The 21,643-nt window shown below is 71.0% G+C and carries 18 protein-coding genes; 9 read left to right on the top strand and 9 right to left on the bottom strand.

Annotation, left to right across the window (positions count from 1 at the left end; translation table 11 throughout):
- Positions 1–2: 2 nt before the first annotated feature.
- Complete coding sequence (locus tag Aiant_RS26870; protein WP_189329599.1) at positions 3–1,943, bottom strand: beta-galactosidase; 1,941 nt, start codon at positions 1,941–1,943, stop codon at positions 3–5.
- A 144-nt stretch (positions 1,944–2,087) separates the two neighbouring features.
- On the opposite strand from Aiant_RS26870, the gene Aiant_RS26865 reads away from it, so the two are divergent.
- Complete coding sequence (locus Aiant_RS26865; RefSeq protein WP_189329598.1) at positions 2,088–4,172, top strand: glycosyl hydrolase family 95 catalytic domain-containing protein; 2,085 nt, start codon at positions 2,088–2,090, stop codon at positions 4,170–4,172.
- 95 nt (positions 4,173–4,267) lie between these two features.
- On the opposite strand, the gene Aiant_RS26860 is transcribed toward Aiant_RS26865, so the two are convergent.
- From Aiant_RS26860 to Aiant_RS26850, 3 genes are all read right to left on the bottom strand, one after another.
- Complete coding sequence (locus Aiant_RS26860; RefSeq protein ID WP_189329597.1) at positions 4,268–5,203, bottom strand: carbohydrate ABC transporter permease; 936 nt, start codon at positions 5,201–5,203, stop codon at positions 4,268–4,270.
- On the bottom strand, positions 5,200–6,081 hold the full coding sequence (locus Aiant_RS26855; protein ID WP_425322716.1) for an ABC transporter permease: 882 nt from the start codon (positions 6,079–6,081) through the stop codon (positions 5,200–5,202). The genes Aiant_RS26860 and Aiant_RS26855 overlap by 4 nt, the downstream gene beginning before the upstream one ends.
- Before the next feature lie 104 nt (positions 6,082–6,185).
- The gene (locus Aiant_RS26850; RefSeq protein ID WP_229829904.1) at positions 6,186–7,829 is read right to left on the bottom strand and encodes an extracellular solute-binding protein; all 1,644 of its coding nucleotides are present in this window, start codon (positions 7,827–7,829) and stop codon (positions 6,186–6,188) included.
- A 170-nt stretch (positions 7,830–7,999) separates the two neighbouring features.
- Here Aiant_RS26850 and Aiant_RS26845 point away from each other — a divergent pair, with 170 nt between their 5' ends.
- From Aiant_RS26845 to Aiant_RS26825, 5 genes are all read left to right on the top strand, one after another.
- The gene (locus Aiant_RS26845; RefSeq protein WP_189329595.1) at positions 8,000–9,103 is read left to right on the top strand and encodes an ROK family transcriptional regulator; all 1,104 of its coding nucleotides are present in this window, start codon (positions 8,000–8,002) and stop codon (positions 9,101–9,103) included.
- 157 nt (positions 9,104–9,260) lie between these two features.
- Positions 9,261–12,032 (top strand): glycoside hydrolase family 3 protein, encoded by a 2,772-nt coding sequence (locus Aiant_RS26840; protein ID WP_189329594.1) that lies wholly within the window; start codon positions 9,261–9,263, stop codon positions 12,030–12,032.
- A 131-nt stretch (positions 12,033–12,163) separates the two neighbouring features.
- Entirely contained in the window at positions 12,164–12,796 is a 633-nt protein-coding gene (locus Aiant_RS26835; protein ID WP_189329593.1) for a LysE family translocator, read from the top strand.
- A gap of 25 nt (positions 12,797–12,821) precedes the next feature.
- The gene (locus tag Aiant_RS26830; protein ID WP_189329592.1) at positions 12,822–13,223 is read left to right on the top strand and encodes a hypothetical protein; all 402 of its coding nucleotides are present in this window, start codon (positions 12,822–12,824) and stop codon (positions 13,221–13,223) included.
- 464 nt (positions 13,224–13,687) lie between these two features.
- On the top strand, positions 13,688–14,242 hold the full coding sequence (locus Aiant_RS26825) for a hypothetical protein (protein ID WP_189329591.1): 555 nt from the start codon (positions 13,688–13,690) through the stop codon (positions 14,240–14,242).
- 8 nt (positions 14,243–14,250) lie between these two features.
- Here the strand turns inward: Aiant_RS26825 and Aiant_RS26820 are convergent, their stop codons facing one another.
- From Aiant_RS26820 to Aiant_RS26810, 3 genes are read right to left on the bottom strand one after another with little or no spacing between them, the layout of a single operon-like run.
- A complete protein-coding gene (locus Aiant_RS26820) occupies positions 14,251–14,865 on the bottom strand; it encodes a GNAT family N-acetyltransferase (RefSeq protein WP_189329590.1) in 615 nt (204 codons plus the stop codon).
- Positions 14,862–16,556, bottom strand: coding sequence for an APC family permease (locus Aiant_RS26815; RefSeq protein WP_229829903.1), 1,695 nt, complete (start codon positions 16,554–16,556; stop codon positions 14,862–14,864). The genes Aiant_RS26820 and Aiant_RS26815 overlap by 4 nt, the downstream gene beginning before the upstream one ends.
- Positions 16,553–17,194 (bottom strand): GOLPH3/VPS74 family protein, encoded by a 642-nt coding sequence (locus tag Aiant_RS26810; protein ID WP_189329589.1) that lies wholly within the window; start codon positions 17,192–17,194, stop codon positions 16,553–16,555. The genes Aiant_RS26815 and Aiant_RS26810 overlap by 4 nt, the downstream gene beginning before the upstream one ends.
- A 249-nt stretch (positions 17,195–17,443) precedes the next feature.
- On the opposite strand from Aiant_RS26810, the gene Aiant_RS26805 reads away from it, so the two are divergent.
- The 3 genes from Aiant_RS26805 (at position 17,444) to Aiant_RS26795 (ending at position 19,616) form a co-directional block, all read left to right on the top strand.
- Complete coding sequence (locus Aiant_RS26805; protein ID WP_189329588.1) at positions 17,444–18,292, top strand: helix-turn-helix domain-containing protein; 849 nt, start codon at positions 17,444–17,446, stop codon at positions 18,290–18,292.
- A 20-nt stretch (positions 18,293–18,312) separates the two neighbouring features.
- Positions 18,313–18,546, top strand: a complete 234-nt coding sequence (locus Aiant_RS26800; protein WP_212846524.1) for a DUF397 domain-containing protein — start codon at positions 18,313–18,315, stop codon at positions 18,544–18,546.
- Positions 18,547–18,788: 242 nt separating this feature from the next.
- Positions 18,789–19,616: a trypsin-like peptidase domain-containing protein gene (locus Aiant_RS26795; protein ID WP_189329587.1), complete on the top strand. Its 828-nt coding sequence runs from the start codon at positions 18,789–18,791 to the stop codon at positions 19,614–19,616.
- Between the two features lie 171 nt (positions 19,617–19,787).
- Here the strand turns inward: Aiant_RS26795 and Aiant_RS26790 are convergent, their stop codons facing one another.
- Positions 19,788–20,960, bottom strand: a complete 1,173-nt coding sequence (locus tag Aiant_RS26790) for a hypothetical protein (protein ID WP_189329586.1) — start codon at positions 20,958–20,960, stop codon at positions 19,788–19,790.
- A gap of 92 nt (positions 20,961–21,052) precedes the next feature.
- Complete coding sequence (locus tag Aiant_RS26785) at positions 21,053–21,376, bottom strand: hypothetical protein (RefSeq protein ID WP_189329585.1); 324 nt, start codon at positions 21,374–21,376, stop codon at positions 21,053–21,055.
- Positions 21,377–21,643 lie beyond the last annotated feature (267 nt).

Raw genomic sequence — 21,643 nt, 5'->3', positions numbered from 1 at the left:
TGTCACCCAAGCGGGTGCGTGGCCACGCCGCCGGGTGGCACGGTCGCCGGGTCCGCGCCGGGCAGCGGCACCGAAACCGGCACGTCGCCGTGGTTGAACAGGAACAGCAGATCGCCCCGCCGGACCGCCTCGACCCGCGGCGGCAGCCCGGGCAGCACCGGCGTCACCCCCGCCTCGGCCGCGACCCGGTCCAGCACCCGGCGCCACCCGTCGTCGTCCAGCCCCACCGACACGTACCAGGCGGAACCCTCACCGAACCGGTTGCGGGTGATCGCCGGCGCCCCCGCCAGCACGTCACCCGCGTAACGGACCACGGTCGCCGCGCCGGCGGTCTCCACCCGCTCGCTCCACCCGGTCGCCCGGTCCCCGTCGTCCAGCGCGATGCCGTCCCCGGACGCCAGCGGCCGCCACTCGACCACCCGCACGCCGAGCACGTCCCGGAATGCGCCCGGATAGCCGCCGAGCCGGATCCGCCCGGCCGGGTCGGCGATCCCGCTGAGCGGCCCGACCACCAGATGGCCGCCGCCGGCGACGAAGTCGCGGATCGCGTCCGCCGCCACGTCCGACACGAGATAGAGGTGCGGCAGGACCACGATCCGGTACGCCCTGAGCCGCGCCGCGAAGCCGTCCAGCCCCGGGAACACGAAGTCGGTGGCGATCCCGGACCGGTAGAACGCCCGATGCGCCTGCCGCACCGCCGCCCGATAGTCGATCTCGGCGGACGGCAGCCCACCGCCCTGCAACGCCCACCACGACGGCGCGTCCCAGCCGATCGCGACCCGCGCCGCGACGGTCCCGCCGACCAGGTCGCTCAGCGCCCCCAGCTTGCGTCCCAGCCCGATCGCCTCGCGGAACACCGGGCTGTCCGGCCCGGCGTGCGGCACCAGCGCCGAGTGGAACAGCTCCGCCCCGCCGCGCGGCTGGCGCCATTGGAAGTACATCGCCCCGCGCGAGCCGCGAGCCACGTAGTTCAGGCTGTGCCGGGTGAGCCGCCCGGGCTCCTTGGCGTGCATCCGCCCGGGCGTGTAGATCAGATTCGGCGCGGTCTCCATGAGCAGCCACTCGCCGGGGCCCGCCGCGGCCCAGCCGCGGGCCAGGTCCCCGCCGAACGCGGTCTCCGCCTCGGCCCCGTCGCCGGCCTCCGCCGGGTAGTGGTCGACCGCGATCAGGTCCACCTCGGCCGCCCAGCGCGCGTGGTCCACGCTGACCCAGCCGCCCTGCACGAAGTTCGTGGTGATCGGGATGTCCGGGTTCGCCGTGCGGAGCAGGTCGCGCTGCTCGACGAAGGCGCCCAGGAACTCGTCGGAGAGGAACCGGCGGAAGTCCAGCACGTGCGCCGGGTTCGGCAGGTACTGCGTGGCGCGCGGCGGCATGATCTGCGCCCAGTCGGAGTAGCGCTGGCTCCAGAAGGCGGTGGTCCACGCCTCGTTCAGCGCGTCCAGGTCGCCGTGTCTCTTCGCCAGCCAGCCACGGAACGCGGCGGCGGTCAGGTCGCAGCGGCAGTCGGTGCCGTACTCGTTGTGCACGTGCCACAGGGCCAGGGCCGGATGCCGGGCGTAGCGGGCGGCCAGCTCGGCGGCGACGGTGCGGGCGGCCGCGCGGTAGGCCGGGGCGGAGACGCAGTAGGTGTCCCGGCTGCCGTGGGTCAGCCGCACCCCGTCCGCGGTGACCGGCAATCCCTCCGGGTGCGCCAGGGTGAACCACGGCGGCGGGGACGCGGTCGGGGTGGCCAGCGCGACCTTGATCCCGCCCTCGTGCAACCGATCCATGATCCGGTCGAGCAGGCCGAAGTCGAAGCGGCCCTGCTCCGGCTCCACATGCGACCACGCGAAGACGCCGAGCGACACGACCGTGACGCCGGCCTGCCGCATCAGTGCGACGTCCTCGGCCCAGACCTCCTCAGGCCACTGCTCAGGGTTGTAGTCGCCGCCGAAGAACAGCATCACACCACCTTGACTTTAGTTTTGGCTCTGAACAAAGTAGGCACCGTGACCAGTGCCGTCAACGGGCCCGTCCCGCCTGCGGACCCCGACTCTCCCGCCGCCGCCACCGGGCGGACCCCCCTCTCGTTTCCGGGGGTCTGCCCGGTGTCCCATCCGGCGATCGCCACCGAGAATTGGGAGCACGCACTGATCACCGGCAACGGACGACAGGGGGCACTGTGTTACGGCTCGCCCACGGCACTGCGGTTCACCCTGGCTCACGAGGAGGTCTTCCAGCCGGTCACCGAGCCGCTGCCGGCGCCGCACACCGCCACGGCGCTGCCGCGCCTGCGGGAGATGCTGCGGGCGGGCCGGTTCGCCGAGGCCGCGGCCGAGGTCTGCGACCTCGCGGCCGCGGAGCACACCGGGTTCGCCGAGACGCGCTGGATCGATCCGCTGATCGGCACGGCGACGCTCACGGTGATCCCGGACCGTCCGGGCGGCGGGTGGTCACGACACACCGATTTCGGTACGGGACGAGTCGTCCACCAGTGGGACGGCGTCACCTGCGAGGCCTTCTTCTCCCGTCCCGCCGACGCCCTGCTGATCCGGCTCACCGGCTGCGGCGGGACCCTGTCGCTCGCCCCGGTCGGCGGGACCCCGGAGCGCCCGGTGGACTTCACTGTGGACGGTCCGACCCTGACCGCGCGGTTCCGGGGTGCGGACTGGGCGGGGGCACTCGACGGATACACCGTCACGGCGCGCTCCTGGCGTACCGGAAGCGGGGTGGTCATCGCGGCCCGCACCACCCCCGGCCTGAAACCGGCCGGCCTCCCCGCGATGCCGGACTTCGACGCCCTGCTCGCCGCGCATGCCGCCGAGCACGGCGACCTGTTCGGCCGGGCCCGCCTGGACCTGCCCGGCGACCGGCGCACGCAGCTGCTCTTCGACGCCGGCCGGTACGCGATCATCAGCAGCACCGGCTCCCGCCCACCGACGCTCCAGGGCGTCTGGAGCGGCACCTGGTCACCGCCGTGGCGCAGCGCCTGGACCATCGACGGCAATCTCCAGGCGGCGCTGCTCGCGGTGCACACCACCGGCACCCCGGAGCTGATGCCGCCGCTCTTCGACCTGCTCGACGCCCTCCGCGACGACCTGCGGGAGAACGCCCGCCGCCTGTACGGCGTGCCGGGCCTCTACGCCCCCGCGCACCTCGGCACGCACGGCCGGCAGAACCACTTCGGCCCGATCTGGTGCCTGACCTTCTGGACCGCCGGCGCGGCCTGGCTGGGCCGGCTCTACCTGGAGCACTGGCAGCACACCGGCGATCGGTCCTTTCTGGACGAGCGCGCGCTGCCCTACCTGCGCGAGGTGGCCGACTTCCACCTGGCGTTCGCCGAGATCGACGGCGGGCGGGCACGGTTCAGCCCGTCCTACTCGCCGGAGAACCATCCGGTCAACACCGGCGCGCAGGCCACTGTGGACGCGGCGATGGACGTGCGGGCGGTCGGGGACGTGCTGCGGGCGCTGCTCACCCACGACGCCGGGGATCCGCGGGCGCCGCGCTGGCAGGCCCTGCTGGACGCGCTGCCGCCGCACCGGATCAGCCCGGCGGGCGAGCTGGCCGAGTGGCTGGACCCGCGGTTCGACGACAACCACGAGCACCGGCACTGCAGCCATCTCTACCCGTTCTACTACGCCGGGGACGTGACGATCGAGGAGGATCCGGCGCTGCGCGCCGCGGCGGTGGCGGCGGTCCGGCGCCGGTTGCGGTGGTGGCTGAGCGAGGCGTCCGACGAGATGGGGTACGGGCTCGCCCTGCTCGGCGTGGCCGCGGCCCGGCTGGGGCTGGCCGCCGAGGCGCATGCCGCGCTGACCCGGCTCGCCGAGGCCTACTGGCGGCCGAACCTGGTGCCGACGCACAACCGGGACCACCTGTTCAACGTGGACCTGGCGGGCGGCTTTCCCGCACTGGTCGCCGCGATGCTGCTGGCCAGCCGCGACGTCGTGCCGGGCGGGCCAGCGCGCCTGCGGCTGCTCCCGGCCCTGCCCGCGGAGTGGCTCACCGGCAGCGTGCGGGGGCTGGTCGCCCGCGGCCCGGTCCGGGTTGACCTGGCCTGGCGGCCGGGGATGCTGGAGGCGACGCTGACGTCCGCGCAGGCGCGGACCGCGGTGGTCGGCTGGCCGGGCGGCACGGTCACGGTCGCGCTGCTCGCCGGGGTGCCGAGCCGCCTCTCGCTGCCCGGGTGACGACGTCGCGGCCTGCCCGGCGCCGAGGGAGACCGCCGGGCGGGACCGGAGCTGGGATCCGGGCCCACCCGGCGGTGGTCTCGCGCGGGCCGGGGTCAGCCCTTGACCGCGCCGACGATCACGCCCTTGGTGAAGTGGCGCTGGACGAACGGGTAGACGATCAGGGCCGGGATCAGGGTGACCACCACGACGGCCATCTTGATGGCCAGGTTCGGCGGGGCGGAGTACCCGATGCCGGGGAGCACCACGCCCGAGGTGGCGTTGGTCGGCGACTGGCCGGCCAGGATGAACTGCTGGAGGACCCGCTGCACCGGCTGGAGGTCGTTGCGGTCGATGTACAGGACGGCGTTGAAGAACGTGTTCCAGTAACCGACCGCGTAGAACAGGCCGACCACCGCGGTGACCGCCTTGGAGAGCGGCAGCACGATCCGGACCAGGATCCGGAACTCGCCGGCGCCGTCGATCCGGGCGCTGTCGAACAGCTCCTGCGGGATGCCCATGAAGAACGCCCGGAGCACCACCAGGTTGAACGCGCTCACCGCGGCCGGCACCACCAGGGCCAGCAGGTTGTCCTTCAGGCCCAGGCCGGTGACCACCAGGTAACTGGGGATCATGCCGGGGTAGATCAGGAAGGTCAGCAGGAAGTAGAACAGGATCGGCCGGTGGAACAGCGTGCCGGCCCGGGACAGGCCGTACGCGGCGAGCACGGTCACGGTCAGGCTGAGCGCCGTGCCGATCAGCGTCACGATCGTGCTGACCAGCACCGCGTCGGTGACCTGGCCGCCCGAGAAGATCACCACGTAGGCGGACGGGTTGACCTCGCGCGGCAGGAAGACGTAACCGCCGGCCGCGTTGATCGTGTCGGTCGAGGAGAGGCTGGTGACCACCACGACCCAGAGCGGGATCAGCACGGCCAGCACCACCACGGTGATCACCACACCCTTGCCGAACCGGCCGATCAGGGTGGGCTTCTCCTCCCACGCCGGCCGTCCGCCGGGGCGCTTCGGTCGCAGAGCCTCGAGTGTGGTCATGACTTGGAGTAGATCCCTTGCTCGCCGAGCCGGTGGGCGATCTTGTTGGCGCCCAGGATGAGCAGCAGGCCGACCAGCGCCTTGAACAGGCCCGCGGCCGCGCCGACGCCCCACTGCTGCACGCCGATGCCCTGGTAGTAGACGTAGGTGTCGAGCACCTCGGCGGCGTCGCGCCCGACCGCCTCGCGTTGCAGATAGAACTGCTCGAAGCCGACGTTGAGCGCGTCGCCCAGCCGCAGGATCAGCAGCAGCACGATGACCGGGCGCAGGCCCGGCAGCGTGATGTGCCAGAACCGGCGCATCCGCCCGGCGCCGTCGGCCGCGGACGCCTCGTAGAGCGAGGGGTCGATGGCGACCAGCGCGGCCAGAAAGACGATCATGCCCCAGCCGGCGTCCTTCCAGATCGCCTGCGAGGTGATCAGGAAGTAGAACGTGTCCGGGTCGGTCATGAAGTCGGGCGCGGTCATCCCGTGGTCCCGCGCGGTCTGCGCGATCAGCCCGGCCCCGCCGAGCATCATCTGGAACAGCGAGACCACCAGCACCCAGCTGAAGAAGTGCGGCAGGTAGACCACGCTCTGCACGAACGACCGCAGCCGCGGCGACATGATGCCGTTCAGCAGGATCGCCAGCAGGATCGGGACGGGGAAGTAGAACACCAGCTGGAAGGCCGTGATGGCGAGGGTGTTGCGGACCGCCTCCCAGAACGACGGGCTCTCGAACAGGTACTGGAAGTTGCCGAACCCGATCCACTCGCTGGACAGGAACGCGTCCAGCGGGGAGTCGCCGGCGAACGGGTTGTAGTCCTGGAACGCGATGACGTTGCCGAGCGCCGGCAGGTAGTGGAACACCGCCAGCAGCAGCATGGCCGGGACGCACATCAGGATCAGCGGCCAGTCCCGCCGCAGCCGGGCCCCGAAGGTCAGCGGCTTGGCCGCGGTCCGCGCGACCCGCACGGACTCCGGCTTCACCAGGGACGGCGCGCTCATCGCCCGTTGTCCGCCAGCACCTTGGCGTAGAAGTCGCGGGCCGCGTCGCCGCCGGCCGCCTTCCACTCCTGGATCACCTTGTCGTAATCGGCGAGCGGGCGCCGGCCGCGCAGGATGTCGGTGATCTTGTCGTCGGTGGGCTGCTGGATCGCCGCCTGCGCGCTCGGCACCTCGACCTTGATCCCCGCCCACGGGTTCTTCTCCAGGTACTTGGTGGCGTCGTTGCCCCAGCCGACCAGGTCCTGCGCGTAGGTCGGCAGGTCCGGGTCGCTGACCACCACGGCGGGGCGGCCGCCGAGGAAGATGAACTGGTTGGCGAACTCCTTGGTGAAGGTCTCGTTCGTCTTCGGGGCGCCGCTCGCGTCGCGGGTGAAGTGGGTGCCCTCGACGCCGTAGTTCTGCAGCTCCCACTCCTTGGTGCCGAACGGCGCCGCGGTGTAGTTGAGCACCCGTAGCAACTCCTGGGTCCGGTCCTGGCCGAGCCCCTTCCGCACGAAGGTCCACATGATCGACGGGGTGCCCTGCCAGCGCACCGGCGGCGTGCTCGCGTCCGCGCCGAAGACCTTCACGGCCTGCATGTCGAAGCCCTTGCCCTCGCGGGTCTTCTCCCGCTGCGTCTCCTTCCAGGAGCCCAGGCCCGTCGCGTACGAAAAGATCTTCCCGCCCTTGAACAGCGTCGTCACGTCACCGCCCTTGCTGCCGGCCAGGTCGGGATGGATCAGTTTCTCGGAGTAGATCCGGGCCATCCACTCGACGGCGCGCCGGTACTCGGGGGTCTCGTAGCGGTGCATGACCTTGCCGTCGGCGGTCTTGAACCAGCCGTTCTGCGAGCCGGGGTTGCCGCAGATCTGCAGCACCTCCTGGAAGATGTCGCCGAACGCCCACTCGCCCTTGTCCGGGTTGGTGAACTTCTTGCCGAACTCGTAGAGCGAGTCGAGGTCGGTCGGCGCGGCGATGCCCCGCTGATCGGCGACGTCCTTGCGGATGAACAGCGCGGTCGGGTACGGCGAGTCGGTGGGGAACGGGACGCCCATCAGCTTGCCGCCCCAGACCGAGTCCTTCCAGGCGGCGGTGTCCAGGCCGGCCAGCAGCGGGTACGCGGTCGCCTTGTCCCCGGCCAGGTACGGCGTCAGGTCCTCGAAGAGCACGTGCACCCCGTCCGAGAACCGGGCCAGCTTGTTGATCTCCCAGCCCGGGATGCAGGTCAGCTCGGGCACGTCCCGGGCACCCAGCATGGTGTTGAGCTTGTCGCCGTAGGTGTTGCCGTCCTGCACGCTGAACGTGATCGTCCCGCCCAGGTCGGCGCCGACCGCCTCGACGTACTTGTTGGACGACGGCGGGGCGGGGCCCCACCACGGGGTGACCGCGCTGACCGGCTTGCCGGAGGTGATCGCCTTGCCGGTGATCGCGTCGACCAGGCTCGCCGGGTACCTGGTGTAGCCGTCGGCCATCGGGCGGATGCCCGCCACGTCCGGCTTGACCAGGCCGGAGTCCTGGAACACCGGCACCACGCCGGCGGCCTCCTCGGCGTTGGTGGCCCCACCGGCGGTGGTCGGCTTCTTGCTGCATCCCATCGCCAGGCTGGCCGCGCCGAGGCCGGCCAGGCCGAGGAATGTCCGCCTGCTCGTAGACGCGCCCACGGCGCACCCGCCTTCCTATATGACATTAGTTTGTCTAGGCTCTAAACTAAGTACATCGAAGACAAGCTAACTGACGTTCCGGAACCCGACAAGACACAGTGGGAGCGCACCCACGCCGGGATGCGGCAAGATTGTTCACCGGGACAGCCGGCCGAGATCGGGAGCTTGACGTGACCACCACACGGGCGGAACCTCAGCCGGCCGGCTTCGCCGACGTGCGCACCACCAACCTCGCGGTGGTGCTGCGTCACCTGCGTGCGCACGGCCCCAGCTCGCGGGCCGCGATCGCCGCGGAGACCGGGCTGACCAAGGCGACCGTCTCCAGCCTGACCGGCGACCTGATCGAGCACCGGCTGCTGCGCGAGACCGGCCCGAGCGGGAACCGGATCGGGCGCCCGGCCACCGTGCTGGCCCTGGACGGCTCGGCGTACGCGTCGATCGGCATGCAGATCGCCCCGGACCAGCTCACCGCGCTCGCCGTCGACTACTCCGGCGCGCAACTGCTGCTGTGGCACCGGGCGACCGCCGGCACCACGGCCGAGATCGTCGCGCTCGCCCAGCGTGCCGCGTCCCGGGTGCGCCAGCAGGGCCGGCATGTTCTCGGTCTGACCCTCGCGGTGCCCGGCGACCTGCCGGTCAGCGGCGCCGACCTGCGGGACCGGGTGGCCGGGTCGCTGCGGCGCAAGGATCTGGTGGTCACGGTCGCCGGCTCCGCCACGCTGGCCGCGCTCGCCGAGCAGCGCCTCGGCGGGCAGCGCGACCTGGCGTACATCTCGGGTGCGGCCGGCCTGGAAGCCGGCCTGATCATCGACGGCAACCCGGTGCGGGGCGGCCGGCTCGGGCGCTCCGTGCTCGGCCCGGCGGGCACCCCGACGCTGGCCGACCGGGCCGGCATCGCCTCGCTGGTCCGGCGGGCCCTGCCGGATGTCGATCCGGAGGCTCTGACCGACCTCGGTTCCGCGGTGGAGACGGTGGCCGTCCGCGCCCGGGCCGGCGACGTGACCGCCGGCAAGGCCGTGGAGCACGCCGGCGGCTACCTGGGCCAGGGCCTGGCGCTGCTGGCGAACCTCATCGGCCCGGAGGTGTTCGTGCTCGGCGATCACTATGCGACGCTCGCCGAGTGGCTGGCCCCGGCCGCCGCCCGGGAACTGGAGCGGCACGCGCCGACCCCGATCGTCGCGTCCACCCTGGGCCTGCACGCGGCCGCGCTCGGCGGCGCGGTGTCCCATCTTCATCAGGTCGACATCGGGCGACTCCCCGATAACGATCGATGAGTGAAGATGCGGCTCGCACCTTGACCTAGTCCTGACCGGGGTGCGAGCCTCAGGGAACTCCGTCCGAAACATTCGCGAAACCACTCGCGTGGATCTCTTCGCCCGTTTGTCGAAGCGCTTCGACGACCGGGCACGGCCCCCGAAGGAACACGGTGTGATGACCGAATCCCCCGCTCGCGTCGTCTTTCGCGACCCCCAGCAGAAACTCGCCACCCGCGTCGCCGACCTGCTCGGCCGGCTCAGCCTGCCCGAGAAGATCGCCCTGCTCCACCAGTACCAGGCGCCGGTCCCGCGGCTCGGCGTGGCCGCGTTCCGCACCGGCACCGAGGGCCTGCACGGCGTCGCCTGGCTCGGCACCGCCACGACCTTCCCCCAGGTGGTCGGCCTGGCCAGCAGCTGGGACCCGGACCTGCTCCGCCGCGTCGGCGAGGCGGTCGGCAGCGAGGTGCGCGCCATGCACCACGCCGATCCCCGGGTCAGCCTGAACGTCTGGGCGCCGGTGGTGAACCTGCTGCGCGACCCGCGGTGGGGGCGCAACGAGGAGGGGTACGCCGAGGACCCGTGGCTGACCGGGGTGCTGAGCACGGCGTACGCCGGCGGCCTGCGCGGCGACCATCCACAGTGGCTGCGCACCGCACCGACACTGAAGCACTTCCTGGCCTACAACAACGAGACCGACCGCTGCCTGACCTCCAGCAACCTGCCGCCGCGGGTGCTGCACGAGTACGAGCTGCCGGCGTTCCGCCCCGCCGTCGAGTCGGGCGCCGCGGTCGCCGTGATGGCCTCCTACAACCTGGTCAACGGGCGGCCGGCGCACGTCAGCCCGCTGATCAACGAGGTGCTGCGCGGCTGGCCGGTCGAGGACGTGATGGTGGTGGGTGACGCGTACGCGACCCACAACATCGGCGGCGACCAGCACTGGGCCGATGACCACGTGGCCGGGTTCGCGGCCGCGCTGCGGGCCGGCGTCGACTGCGTCACCGAGGAGGGCCCGGACTCGGCGCCGACGATCGCCCGGTTCACCTCGGCGCTGGAGCGTGGGCTGATCACCGAGTCCGACGTGGACGCCGCGGTGCGGCACATCCTGTCGGTGCGGATCCGGCTCGGCGAGTTCAACCCCGACGAGGACCCGTACCGCGCGATCGGCACCGAGACGATCGACTGCGCGGCGCACCGGGAGCTGGCCCGGGAGGCGGCGCGCGCCTCGGTGGTGCTGCTCAGCAACGACGGGATCCTGCCGCTGGACCCGGCGCGGGCGGGACGGATCGCGGTGATCGGGCCGCTCGGCGACGCGGTGTTCGAGGACTGGTACAGCGGGACTCCCCCGTACCGGACGACACTGCGGGCCGCGTCGGGTGACGTCCTGTTCCACGAGGGGGTGGACCGGGTGGCGCTGCGCGGTCTGGTCGTCGCGGACGGGACGCTCCGGACCGCCGACGGGCCGGGCGCGGCGTTCGACGTCCTCGACTGGGGCCAGGAGACGATCTCCCTGCGTGCGGTGGCGACCGGGCTGTTCGTCGGCTTCGACGGCGACCGGATGACCTGCGACCAGCCCGGCCCGAACGGCTGGGAGGTCAACGAGACCTTCACCTTCGTCCCGGTGGACGGCGGGGTGGCGCTGCGTCACCTGCGGACCGGGCGCTTCCTGCGGGCCGATCCGGACGCTCTGGTGCGGCCGGCCGCCGAGGACGTCGCCTCGGCCACCGTGTTCCCGGTGGACGTGCTGGTGGACGGGGTGACGGCGGCCGCCGAGCTGGCCGCCGCCGCCGACGTGGTGGTGCTGGCGCTGGGCAACCACCCGATGGTCTGCGGCCGGGAGACGATCGACCGGCGGGACCTGGACCTGCCCGGCACGCAGGACCAGCTGCTGCGCGCGGTGCGGGCCGCCAATCCGCGTACCGTCCTGGTGTTGACCAGCAGCTATCCCTACGCGATCGGCTGGGCGAAAGAGCACCTGCCGGCCGTCCTCTGGTCCGCGCACGGCGGGCAGGAACACGGCGCGGCGCTGGCCGGCGTGCTGTTCGGCGCCGAGCCCACCGGCCGGCTCACCCAGACCTGGTACGCCGACGACAGCGAGCTGCCCGACCTGCTCGACTACGACATCATCGCCACCGACGCCACCTACCTCTACCACCGCGGCACCCCGCTGTTCCCGTTCGGCCACGGCCTCAGCTACACCAGTTTCCGCTTCGAAAACCTGCATTTGGGTACGCCCACAGCCGACTCCGACGGGATCGTGGCGGTGAGCGTCGACGTGGTGAACACCGGCGACCGCCCCGGCGAGGAGGTGGTGCAGCTCTACACCCGGCAGCAGCGGTCCCGCGTCAAGCAGCCGCTGCGCCGCCTGCGCGGATACCGGCGGGTGCGGCTGGCGCCCGGCGAACGCACCCGGGTCACCCTCGACCTGGACGTCGCCGGCCTGGCGTTCTGGGACGTCACCCGGTCCCGGTGGGTGGTCGAGACGGCGGCGCACACGGTCGCGGTGGGCGCGTCCAGCACCGACTGGCGGCTGACCGCGACGCTGCGCGTGCGCGGCGAGGAGATCCCGGCCCGCACGGCCCGCGCGGGCCTGCGGTTGATCGACAATGACGGGTACGCCGGGACGACGCCCGTGGCGGTCACCGGCTCCCCCGACGAGGCCCTGCGCAGCGTCTCCGCCGACGCCTGGGCCGCCTTCCGCACCGTCGACCTGAACGGTGGCCTGCACCGGGTCGACCTCCTGGCCGCCGGCCCGTCCGGCACGGTCACCCTGCGCCTGAACGACCCGTTCACCGGCCCGGTCCTGGCCACCGTCCCGGTCCCGCCGGTCACCGACCGGCTCGCCGTCGCCCCGGCGCGCGCCACGATCGGCCCGGTGAGCGGCACCCACGACCTGTACCTCGTCTTCGACAGCCCGGACGTCACCGTCGCGCACCTGGCCTTCTCCTGATCTCGGGCGCTCCCGGCCGCACCGGGACGGCCGCCACCCGGCACCGCGCGACCCCGGGCCTCCGGTGGGCCGGCATCGATCGGCCGGAGCTGGCAGAGTCGGGGGGTGACGACGGCGGTGGGGAGGCCGGGATGACGAGTGCGGGGCAGGTGGCGGCGTTCGCCGGGGTGATCGCGCTGGCGGCGGCGTCGCCGGGACCGGACTTCGCGGTGGTGGTCCGGCGGTCCATGATGGCCGGACGGTGGCACGGCCTGGTGGCCGGGCTCGGTGTCGCCACCGGCGTGTTCGTCTGGTCGGTGGCCGCCGCGATGGGCGTGGCCGCGCTGCTGGAGGCGTCCGCGGTGGCGTTCACCGTGGTCAAGCTCGCCGGCGCGGCCTACCTGCTCTGGCTCGGTGTCACCGCTCTGCTCGCCGCCCGCCGCGGCGGCGACTCCCCGCGGTTCGAGGACACGCCCCGGGCCGCGGCCCGCCCCTGGGTCTCCTACCGCGACGGCGTGCTCTGCAACGTCTTCAACCCGAAGTGCGGCGTCTTCTTCATGGCCGTCCTCCCCCAGTTCGTCCCGATGGACGGCCGCCCCGCCGACGTCCTGCTGCTCTCCTCGGTCGCGGTGCTAGTCACCGTCGCCTGGTTCGCCACGGTCGCCACCCTGGTCGCCGCCCTGCGCCGGGTCCTGTCCCGCCCCCGGATCCGCCGCACCCTGGACGCCCTGACCGGCGCGGTCCTGATCGCCCTCGGCCTGCGCCTGGCCACCACCAGCGCCTGAGCCACCACCGCATACAGTGTCGGCCATGGCGGGGAACAGGGCATCGGTGCAGGTCGGCGGCGTGGTGGCGGTGGCGGTCCTGGCGGCCGGCAGTTGGTTCGGCTGGATGGGCTGGGATCACGAGTATCAGACCGATCCGGTCACCGGGGTGGTCAGCGGGCCCTATGAGGCGTGGCAGGTGATCGGCTGTGCCGTGACGCTGCTCGCGATCTTCGCCGGGGCGGTGGTCGCCGGGGTGCGGCCGGCGTTCGTCTCGATCGCCCTGACCCTGGCCTTCACCGCCGCCTGGACGTACACCGCCGCCGCCGAGGACGCGACCGGGCTCTACGGCGCCGGCGCCGTTCTGCTGCTGCTCGGGCTGGGCCTGGCCACCGCGGTCGCCACCCTGGTGGTCGCGCTGATCCGCAGCCGGCGCGGCGCCGCCTGAGGTGTTCGATCTCTGGCCCGATCAGTCGGCACATGGATGCGGGCCATCCGGCGAGCGGGGGGACTGATCGCTCGGTGGGATGGCCCGCGGTGTCCGGCCGCGCCGGCCCCGCTCCGTCGTCGAAGGGATCCCGCCAGGTGGCTGTTCGGTGAGGACTTGAGGTCCAGTACCGGAAGTACAGTACTCGGTGTATTCCGCAAAAAGGCCGACTCGCGGAATGCTGACCTTTCCCGTAACCAATTCCAGCGGGGGTTCGAGCGGGCTCGACACGGCTTGTCACCTGCCAGTTCGCAAGTTGCATGCTTTTCCGCTAACGACCCTCCTTTCTGGAAAGTGGCACACTCAAATCGCCGGAACGCATTGTCCCGAGCCGATTGCCGTACGTACTCTGTTGGTCAACCATCATCGATCAACTTGAGTACGATGAAGCGGGCAGGCACACGGGGCCCGCAAGGGGAGCAGCCATGCTTGTGAAGATCGTCGATCAAATCCCCAGCGATGAGATGCACAAGGCCGCCTGGGAACTGTACGAGGGCGCTTTCACAGATCTGCGGGCGCTGGCCGTACAACGACACCTGATGTACCAGTCGGAGTTCGACGAGGTGATGCGCGACCAGCGGGTCGACAAGTATCTGTGCCTCGATGACGGTGGCCGGCTGTGTGGCCTGTCCACCTTCACCAACGATCTCTCGGCAATGCCACTGATCGCCCCCGAATACTTCGAGCGACGCTGGCCGGATCTTTATCGGCAGAGGAAGATCTGGTACGTCGGCTTCACCGCAGTCGGCAAGGACTCTCGTGACACCCGGGCATTCGCCGAACTGGTCGAGGCCATGCACCGCACTGCCTCGGACCGGAACGGAATGATCGCTATCGACTACTGCCGGTACAACGACGATCAACGCAACTTCGGTCGCGTCGTCCGGCTCATGTTGCGCCGACTGTCCTCGGGCGCGCTGCGAGCCGAATGCATGGACCAGCAGTCATTCTGGATCTACGAATTCCCGACGGCTGCCTGATTGTCGGCTCATGCCATAGGCGCCCTCCACATGCCCCACAGGGGCGGTCCGTCGGGCAGCTGGATCACGGACCGGACCTGGTAGCCGTGCCGGAGGTAAAGATCCCGGTTACGCGGATCGTTCGCCTCCAGATAGGCCGGAAGCCCGGCCCGGTCCAGCCGGGCGTGGTGACGGTCGAGCAGCGCGCTGCCGATGCCCTCGTTCTGCCGGGTCGGCCGCACGGCCAGGAAAGCCAGGTAGTGGTGGGGCTCCAGCGGGTGGTGCGCGTCGACCGCCGCGTCCAGGACGTGCACCCGGTCGGACGCGGTCTCGGTGGCCTCCTTGATCCGCCGGTCGTAGTCGGCCGGCGGCGGGATCATCGAGGTGAGCGGGAACCAGAGCGCCACCCCGCACATCCGGCCGTCCTCGGCGTCGGCGGTGCTGTACACCTCTCCGTACTGGAGGGCGTAGTCCACGAAGATCTCGAAGTACCGGGGCGCCGTACGCCTGCGCAGGGCTGGATCGGGCTGCAGCCAGCGGGCGACCGGGCCGTCACCCATCGCCTCGGCCACGAGGTCGGTGATCTCCTCGGTGTCGAACGGCGACACGTGCCGGATCACGAGTTCCTGGATGGCGTAGGTCATTGCGGTTTCCCAACTTGGTCGAACGGGGGGAACGGACCGAACTGCTGCTCGTAGGCCGCCTGCTCATAGGGGGCCTGCTCGTACGGCGCCGGCTCGAACGGCGGGTGATGCTGGAACGCCACGGAGTGCGAGTGCGGCGGTGGTGGTTCGAAGAAGTCCACGACCGGCCGGTTGTCCACGCCGCGCCCGATCGAGGCGTACGCCTCCGGCCGGGAGTACCGCACCGCGACCGCCCAGAGCGCGCCGAGCACGGCCAGCACGCCGTAGCCCGCCGAGAACGCCCAGTTGAAGATCGAGTCGTCGGCCAGCCCCAGGATGTCGCCGAGGCCCACCACGGTGGCGAACAGGATGACGCTGAGCAGGAAGAACGAGATGATCGGCGAGATCTTGCTGCGCCACGCGTTCTCCCGGTGCGGATGCCGCAGGAAGAACGCGATCACCGCGGCCGAGGTGCCCCACATCAGGATCAGCACGCCCAGGCCGCCGACCGAGGTGAGGTAACCGAAGAGCTGGACCAGCGGGTCGGCCCCGGCCAGCCAGTACCCGATGATCACCCCGAGGGACAGCACGCTCTGGGTGATCGAGCCGACCACCGGCGCGCCGGTCCGCGGGTGGGTGTATCCCCACCGGCTGGGCAGGATCCGCTCCCGGCCCAGGGCGAACTGATAGCGCGACACGGCCGCGTGGAAGGCCAGCAGGGCAGCGAAGATACTGGTCATGAAGAGCACGTAGCCGAGGGTGATCATGATGTCCGGCACGTGCGGGCCGACCAGGCTGAAGACCAGGTTGGTCGTCTGCTCCTTGGCCTCGGCCGCGATCCGGTCGGTGCCGGCGCCGACCGACATGGCCCAGGCGGAGAGCGCGCACATCAGGCCGGTGATCAGCAGCGCGATGTGGGTGGCCCGGGTGATCGTGCGTTTCGGGTCCTTCGCCTCCTCGGAGAGCACCACCGTCGCCTCGAAGCCGGTGAAGCCGCCGATGGCGAGCACCATCATGGCCACCACCTCGGGGGTCATCAGCTGCGACGGGTTGAACGTGGCGAAGCTGACTCCGCCGTCGGCCGGGTTGGCGACCATCACCAGGTCGTAGATGAGCACCACGGCGATCTCGGCGATCAGCAGGACGCCGAGCACCCGGCCGCTCAAATCCACCCAGAGCATGCCGAGCACGGCGACGACCGCCCAGGCCACCAGGGCACAGGCCACCCAGGACGCGTTCAGCCCGACCGCGCCGAGCACGCTCGACGCGACCACGCCGAACAGGCCGAAGAGACCGGCCTGCATCATCGAGTACGCCGCGAGGGCGACCAGCGCGGCCGAGATGCCGAGCTCCCGGCCCAGCCCGTGGCTGATGTAGGAGTAGAACGCCCCGGAGTTGACGATGTGCCGGCTCATGGCCACGAAGCCGACGGTGAACAGCGACAGGATCGCGGCGACCACGAGGTAGACCAGCGGCAGCGCGGTGTTGCCGACGACCGCGTAGATCGTCGAGATGGCCCCGATGATCACGGTGAGCGGCGCCGCGCCGGCCACCCCGAAGAAGACCACCGACGGCACCCCGAGCCGGTTGCTGGCCAGGGTCTGACTGACGATGTCGGTCGGCCCGGCCGAGCGCGCGTGCAGCTCGGTCAGCATCGTCCCGGCCCAGCGGTCGACGTTGTCGCGGCGACGCTGGTGCCGTCCTCGGCTCACCGGCGTCCCACCGTCAGCGCCGACCCGACCGACGACTCGGTGCACTCGACGAGCTCACGAAGATCGTTCGGCAGGGAGGCGATCATCCCGGGCAGCGCGTGGTAGATGTGCGGGTAGTTCTCGAACCCGTACATGACGTGCCGGGTGAGGCCGGTGGCGACGACGATGCCGACCAGCATCCGGTCGGCGGCGCTCAGGTCCATGCCGCGGACCAGCATGTTGGCGATCCGGGTGGAGGCCCAGGCGGCGGCGTTGCGCTGGCGGGCGGTGTTCGGCATGTAGAGGGTCTGCGTGGTGCCGAGCATGCGGCGCCGGGTGACCGCCTCGACGGCGCCGACGCGCATCAGGCGCTCGGCGACCCGGAGTGCCGAATCCTGCGCGAGGAATGCCAGCCAGGTCCGCACGTCGCGGTGCTGTGACTGGGCGCAAAGGAGATCAAGAATGTCGTGCGCGAGCGCATCGCGGGGCGGCCGTTGATCAATGATGAAAAGGTCGCCCTCGCTGACGCCGATACGCCCTTCGAGCACCAGCTCGGAGAGTAATGCGGCAGCCAATCCGAGGCCGGTAGCGCGGGGATGCAGCCTGGACCGACCGGTGCGGTCCTCGTGTGCGATCAGGTAGTACTGGTCAGCCAACACTTGCGCCACGCCCCTTAGACGCCAGTTCCAATGATCATTTTGCCTTTGTAGCAAACAAGACAGAACTCGATGTCCGCAGCATCATGTCCCCGACAGCAAGGTCAATGCAAGAAGTACTAGACTTCTTATTCAGTCCCTGCTGCTCAACACCCGTTTCGTGATCATCAATTGTCGATCATGAATGGGGGTACCTGGACTGTGAGGAACGCTCGTAACATCAGCTTCCTAGGGACCATTAGGGAGTCACAGGTGTCCGATATTGAGGGTCCGACACTGCGTCGCCGGCGACTCGGCGCGGAGCTCAAGCGTTGCCGCGAGGCGGCGCGTTTGACCCAGCAAGAGGTGTCCCGGCATTTCGAGTGGCACTCCGCCAAGGTCACCCGGATCGAGACGGCGCGGGTCGCGGTGACGCCCCGCGATGTCCGAGATCTATTGACTCTCTACAACGTCGAGGACCCGGAGTACCGGGAGGCGCTCGTCGAGTTGGCCCGGCTCTCCCGGGAGCGGACCTGGTGGACCGACTACCGCGACATCATGCGTCCGGGCAACTTCGTCGGGCTGGAGGCGGCCGCCACGTCGATGCGGTCCTGGGAGCCGATCATCCTGCCCGGCCTGCTGCAAACCGAGTCGTACATGCGGGCACTGATCAGTACCGGTCGATCGAATGACCCGCCGCAGCACATCGACCGGCGCATCTCGCTGCGGCTCACGCGGCAGACCCGGCTGACCGGGGAGCGCCCGCTGGAGCTGGCCGCGATCGTCGACGAGGCCGCGGTGCGCCGCATGGTCGGCGGCGCGGACACCATGAAGGCACAGCTCGAACATTTGATTGAAATAGCTAAATTGTCGAATGTATCGCTGCAAATCATGCCGTTCGGTGCCGGCGAACATCCGTTCCTCGGTGGGGCTGCCACACTTTTGGAATTTCGGGATACCACTCTTTCGGATGTTGTCTACCTCGAAGGTCTCGCGGGAGACTATTACGAGGAGCAGCCGACTGAGGTTGCTCGATACCGGCAGGAGTTCGAGCGATTGAGCAACAGGGCGCTCGACCATCGCACCACCATCAAGATGATCGAGGGTCTGCTCACCGCTTAGCGACTCCCGAAGCTATCGCAATGGAGGGAGGTGCCGAGTTGCTCGCGCACCAGATCAACGGTGCCGTCTGGCGGAAAGGCAGTCGCAGCAACGGCAACGGCGGCAACAACTGTGTCGAGGTTGCGTTCCTCGACGAGGGAATCGCCGTCCGTGACAGCAAGAACCGGATGGGACCAGCTCTCTTGTTCACGACGGCGGAGTGGACCGCCTTCGTGGACTCTGCCAAGGACGGCGAGTTCGATATCGCTTCGTGAGCCTACCGATCGGCTCGCACCGACGGAAGGGTTGTTCCGAACTTCTTAGGTGCATGATGTGAGGGAAGCTGTAGCACCCATCCGGGTGCTACAGCTTTTTCATGGTCGTTCCCAGTCAAGATCGATGACCATTGACATCGACCTGCACCAATGCCAGGGTACGTGCACCGTTGACCGCTCGGTGACGATCGCCGCCCACCCGGCGGCGGGTCCCGTCACCCCGCTGAAGGGACGACCCTCGCATGCGCCTTCGCAGCGCACTCGCCGCCGTCGCGGCCGCCGCCGCGGTTCTGGCCGGCCCCGCTCCGGCCCACGCGGCACCCGCCACAACCCTGGCGGCGACCACCCTGGCCTCCACCATCAAGCTGAGCAACTGCTCGGCGGCCCTGGTCCGTTACCCCACGTCGGTCAGCACCGACCGGGCCATGATGCTCACGAACGGACACTGTTACGAGGGCGGCCTGATACCGTCCGGCACCGTCCTGCAGAACCGCAGCAGCAGCCGCTCCGGCACCCTGCTGAGCAGCAGCGGCAGCTCCCTCGGCACGGTCCGCGCGGACCGGATCCTGTACGCCACGATGACCGGCACCGACGTCACCCTGTACCGGCTCAGCAGCACGTACGCCACCCTCAGCAGCCGCTACGGCGCGACCGCGCTGACCATCTCGGCGAGCCACCCGACGGCCGGCGCGACGATCAGCATCCCGTCCAGCTACTGGAAGCGGATCTGGTCCTGCAAGATCGACAGCTTCGTCGGCACGCTCCGCGAGGACGAGTGGACCTGGCACGACTCGATCCGCTACAACGCCGGCTGCGACACCATCCACGGCACCTCCGGCTCGCCGATCGTCGACGCCACCAGCGGGCAGATCGTCGGCATCAACAACACCGGGAACGACGACGGCGAGATGTGCACCCTGAACAACCCGTGCGAGGTCGACGCGAACGGCACCACGCACGCGTACCAGGGGCAGAGCTACGGCGAGCAGACGTACTGGTTCACCACCTGCCTGACCAGCTCCCGCACCATCGACCTGACCAAGTCCGGCTGCTTGCTGACCAAGCCGTAGCCGGCCCGCGCCCGGCCGGCGGTCCCCCGGCCGGGCGCGGCCTTTTCCGATCAAGAGCCTCTTTCGGTACGCCGCCAGGACCGCCCCTGGTCACCGCCCGGCCGCGCCGCCAGGACCGCTCCCGGTCACCACCCCGGCGCGCCGCCGGGCGGGGGCTGGATTCTGCTGCTGTCAGGCGACGCGGGCGACCGGCGCCGCGCACCCCGCGACCGGAGCGGCAGCCGGCTCGACCGGAAGCAGGTGCCGGACCGCGGTCGCCTGCGCGGCCGCGAGGATCCCCTCCTGGCAGAGGCTCTGCCAGTTGCGCCGGGCGGCCTGCGCGTCCCGCCAGGCCAGCCGCTCCGCCTCGACGGCCCGCTTCCAGACCGCCTCCAGGTGCGCCGCGCTCGCCCGCTGGATGACCAGTTCCTGGTCGACCGGGTGCAGCCGGGCGTCCCAGCCGCCCCGGCCGGTCAGCGCGTCGGCGACCGCGCTGGTCGGCAGTTCGCCCCGCTCGGCGGCGGCCCGGACAGCGAGGTGCAGGTGCCGCTCGCGGTCGGCGTACTCGGCCGGGCTCTGCACGGTCCACGGGGTGCCGAACGCGGCGGCCCGCCGGCTGCGCAGCACCCGGGAGTCGGCCGCCTGCCAGGCCCGGAACGCCGCGTCGACCCGCTCGGAGGCCGCCTCCCAGTGCTCCTGCCAGCGGTCCGCGGCGTATCCGGCGCGCTCCGCCGCGACCCGCACCTCCTCGGCGTACCGGACCGCGCGGACCGCGCCGGCCTGCTGCCGCAGGCGCTCCGCGCGGCGGGCCTCGGCACCCCGGAAGAGCCGGCCGAGGAGCGCGTGCCGGCCGGACAGCGCCCGGGCGCCGGACACCTCCGAAACGGATGATCCGGTGACGGTGTGATCCGGGGAAATCGTCTCATTCAGAACAGCGGGGACGACCGGCGTGCGGTTCTCGGAAACGGCCTCATCCGAAACGGGGGAGGCGCCGGAAACGGCGGTCGCACCGTTCCCGGAAACGGCGGCAGGGGCGGAAACGGGAGCGGCCGGAACGGCGTACCGGAAAGCGGCTCCCTCCTCCGCGGCGACCGTGACGTAGGAGCGGGCCGCGTCCGCCGCGAACGCCGCGGTGATCGCGTCGGTGACGAAGAAGTCGGCCGGTTCGGCGGCCTCGGCCGCCGGTCGCGGGCGGGCCGGACGGCCGATCAGAAACGCCCACGCGTCGGCCAGCGCCCGGCCCGGATTGCGCACTTTCGCCGGGCTGGCGAGGACCACCATGGCCGGCACGGTGGCCAGCCAGAGGGCGCCCCAGATCGCCACCGGGGCCGGCTCGTTCAGCAGCATTTCGGCGACCATGTTCATGAGTTTTCCGTTTCCGCTCGTCTGAGGATTCCGCTGGCCGGGCACGTGCACGCGACCGGCGGAAGGGCCGGTGAGCGGCCGTTCCCGCCGGTTCAGGCGGCGGTGCGGGGCGGCGCTCGCGAACCCGCGGCCCCGGCCGAGCGCTGCGCGAGTTCCACGCGCGTGCGATCGGTGACGGGGTGGCCGGAGACCGGCTCGGCGGGCGGAGCGGAAACCTCGGCCGGTGCGGCGGGAGCCGGCGTGGCGGAGGTGGTCGCGGCGGTGCTGGAGACCGTGGCCGCGGCGGAAACGGAGGCGTTCGGGACGGCCGGCGCCATGGTGGCCGGGCTCGCGGGAGCCGCGAGGAAGGCCAGCAGCAGGGCCAGGAACGCGGGCAACGACCGGAGCACCGAGGTGCGGCGCGCGGTCGTCGTCATGGCTGTCAAGGTAGCCGTCCGCCCTGGTCGGCCGGGGGATGCGGCGCGCCGCGCGGGCGCGTTCACCCGCAGGTGGCGCCGGGTGGGCGGGACCCGGGCCGGCCTCCTCGCCCGCGGGGAGACCGGCCTGGGCCGTCGGTGCCGGGCAGCGGCACGGTTCGAGCCAGTATGGGCGACTTCCGATGGATCGGTATCCGTATTAATTCGGATTTAAAGTGGCCGCCGGTTCGCTCACGTCCCGGCCGCCGGGGCCGATGAGACCGTCCG

Origin of the sequence: Actinoplanes ianthinogenes (genome assembly GCF_018324205.1) — a bacterium.
Lineage (GTDB): Bacteria > Actinomycetota > Actinomycetes > Mycobacteriales > Micromonosporaceae > Actinoplanes > Actinoplanes ianthinogenes.
The sequence above is the reverse complement of the archived record's forward strand: the minus strand, read 5'-3'. Positions and strand labels throughout refer to the sequence as shown.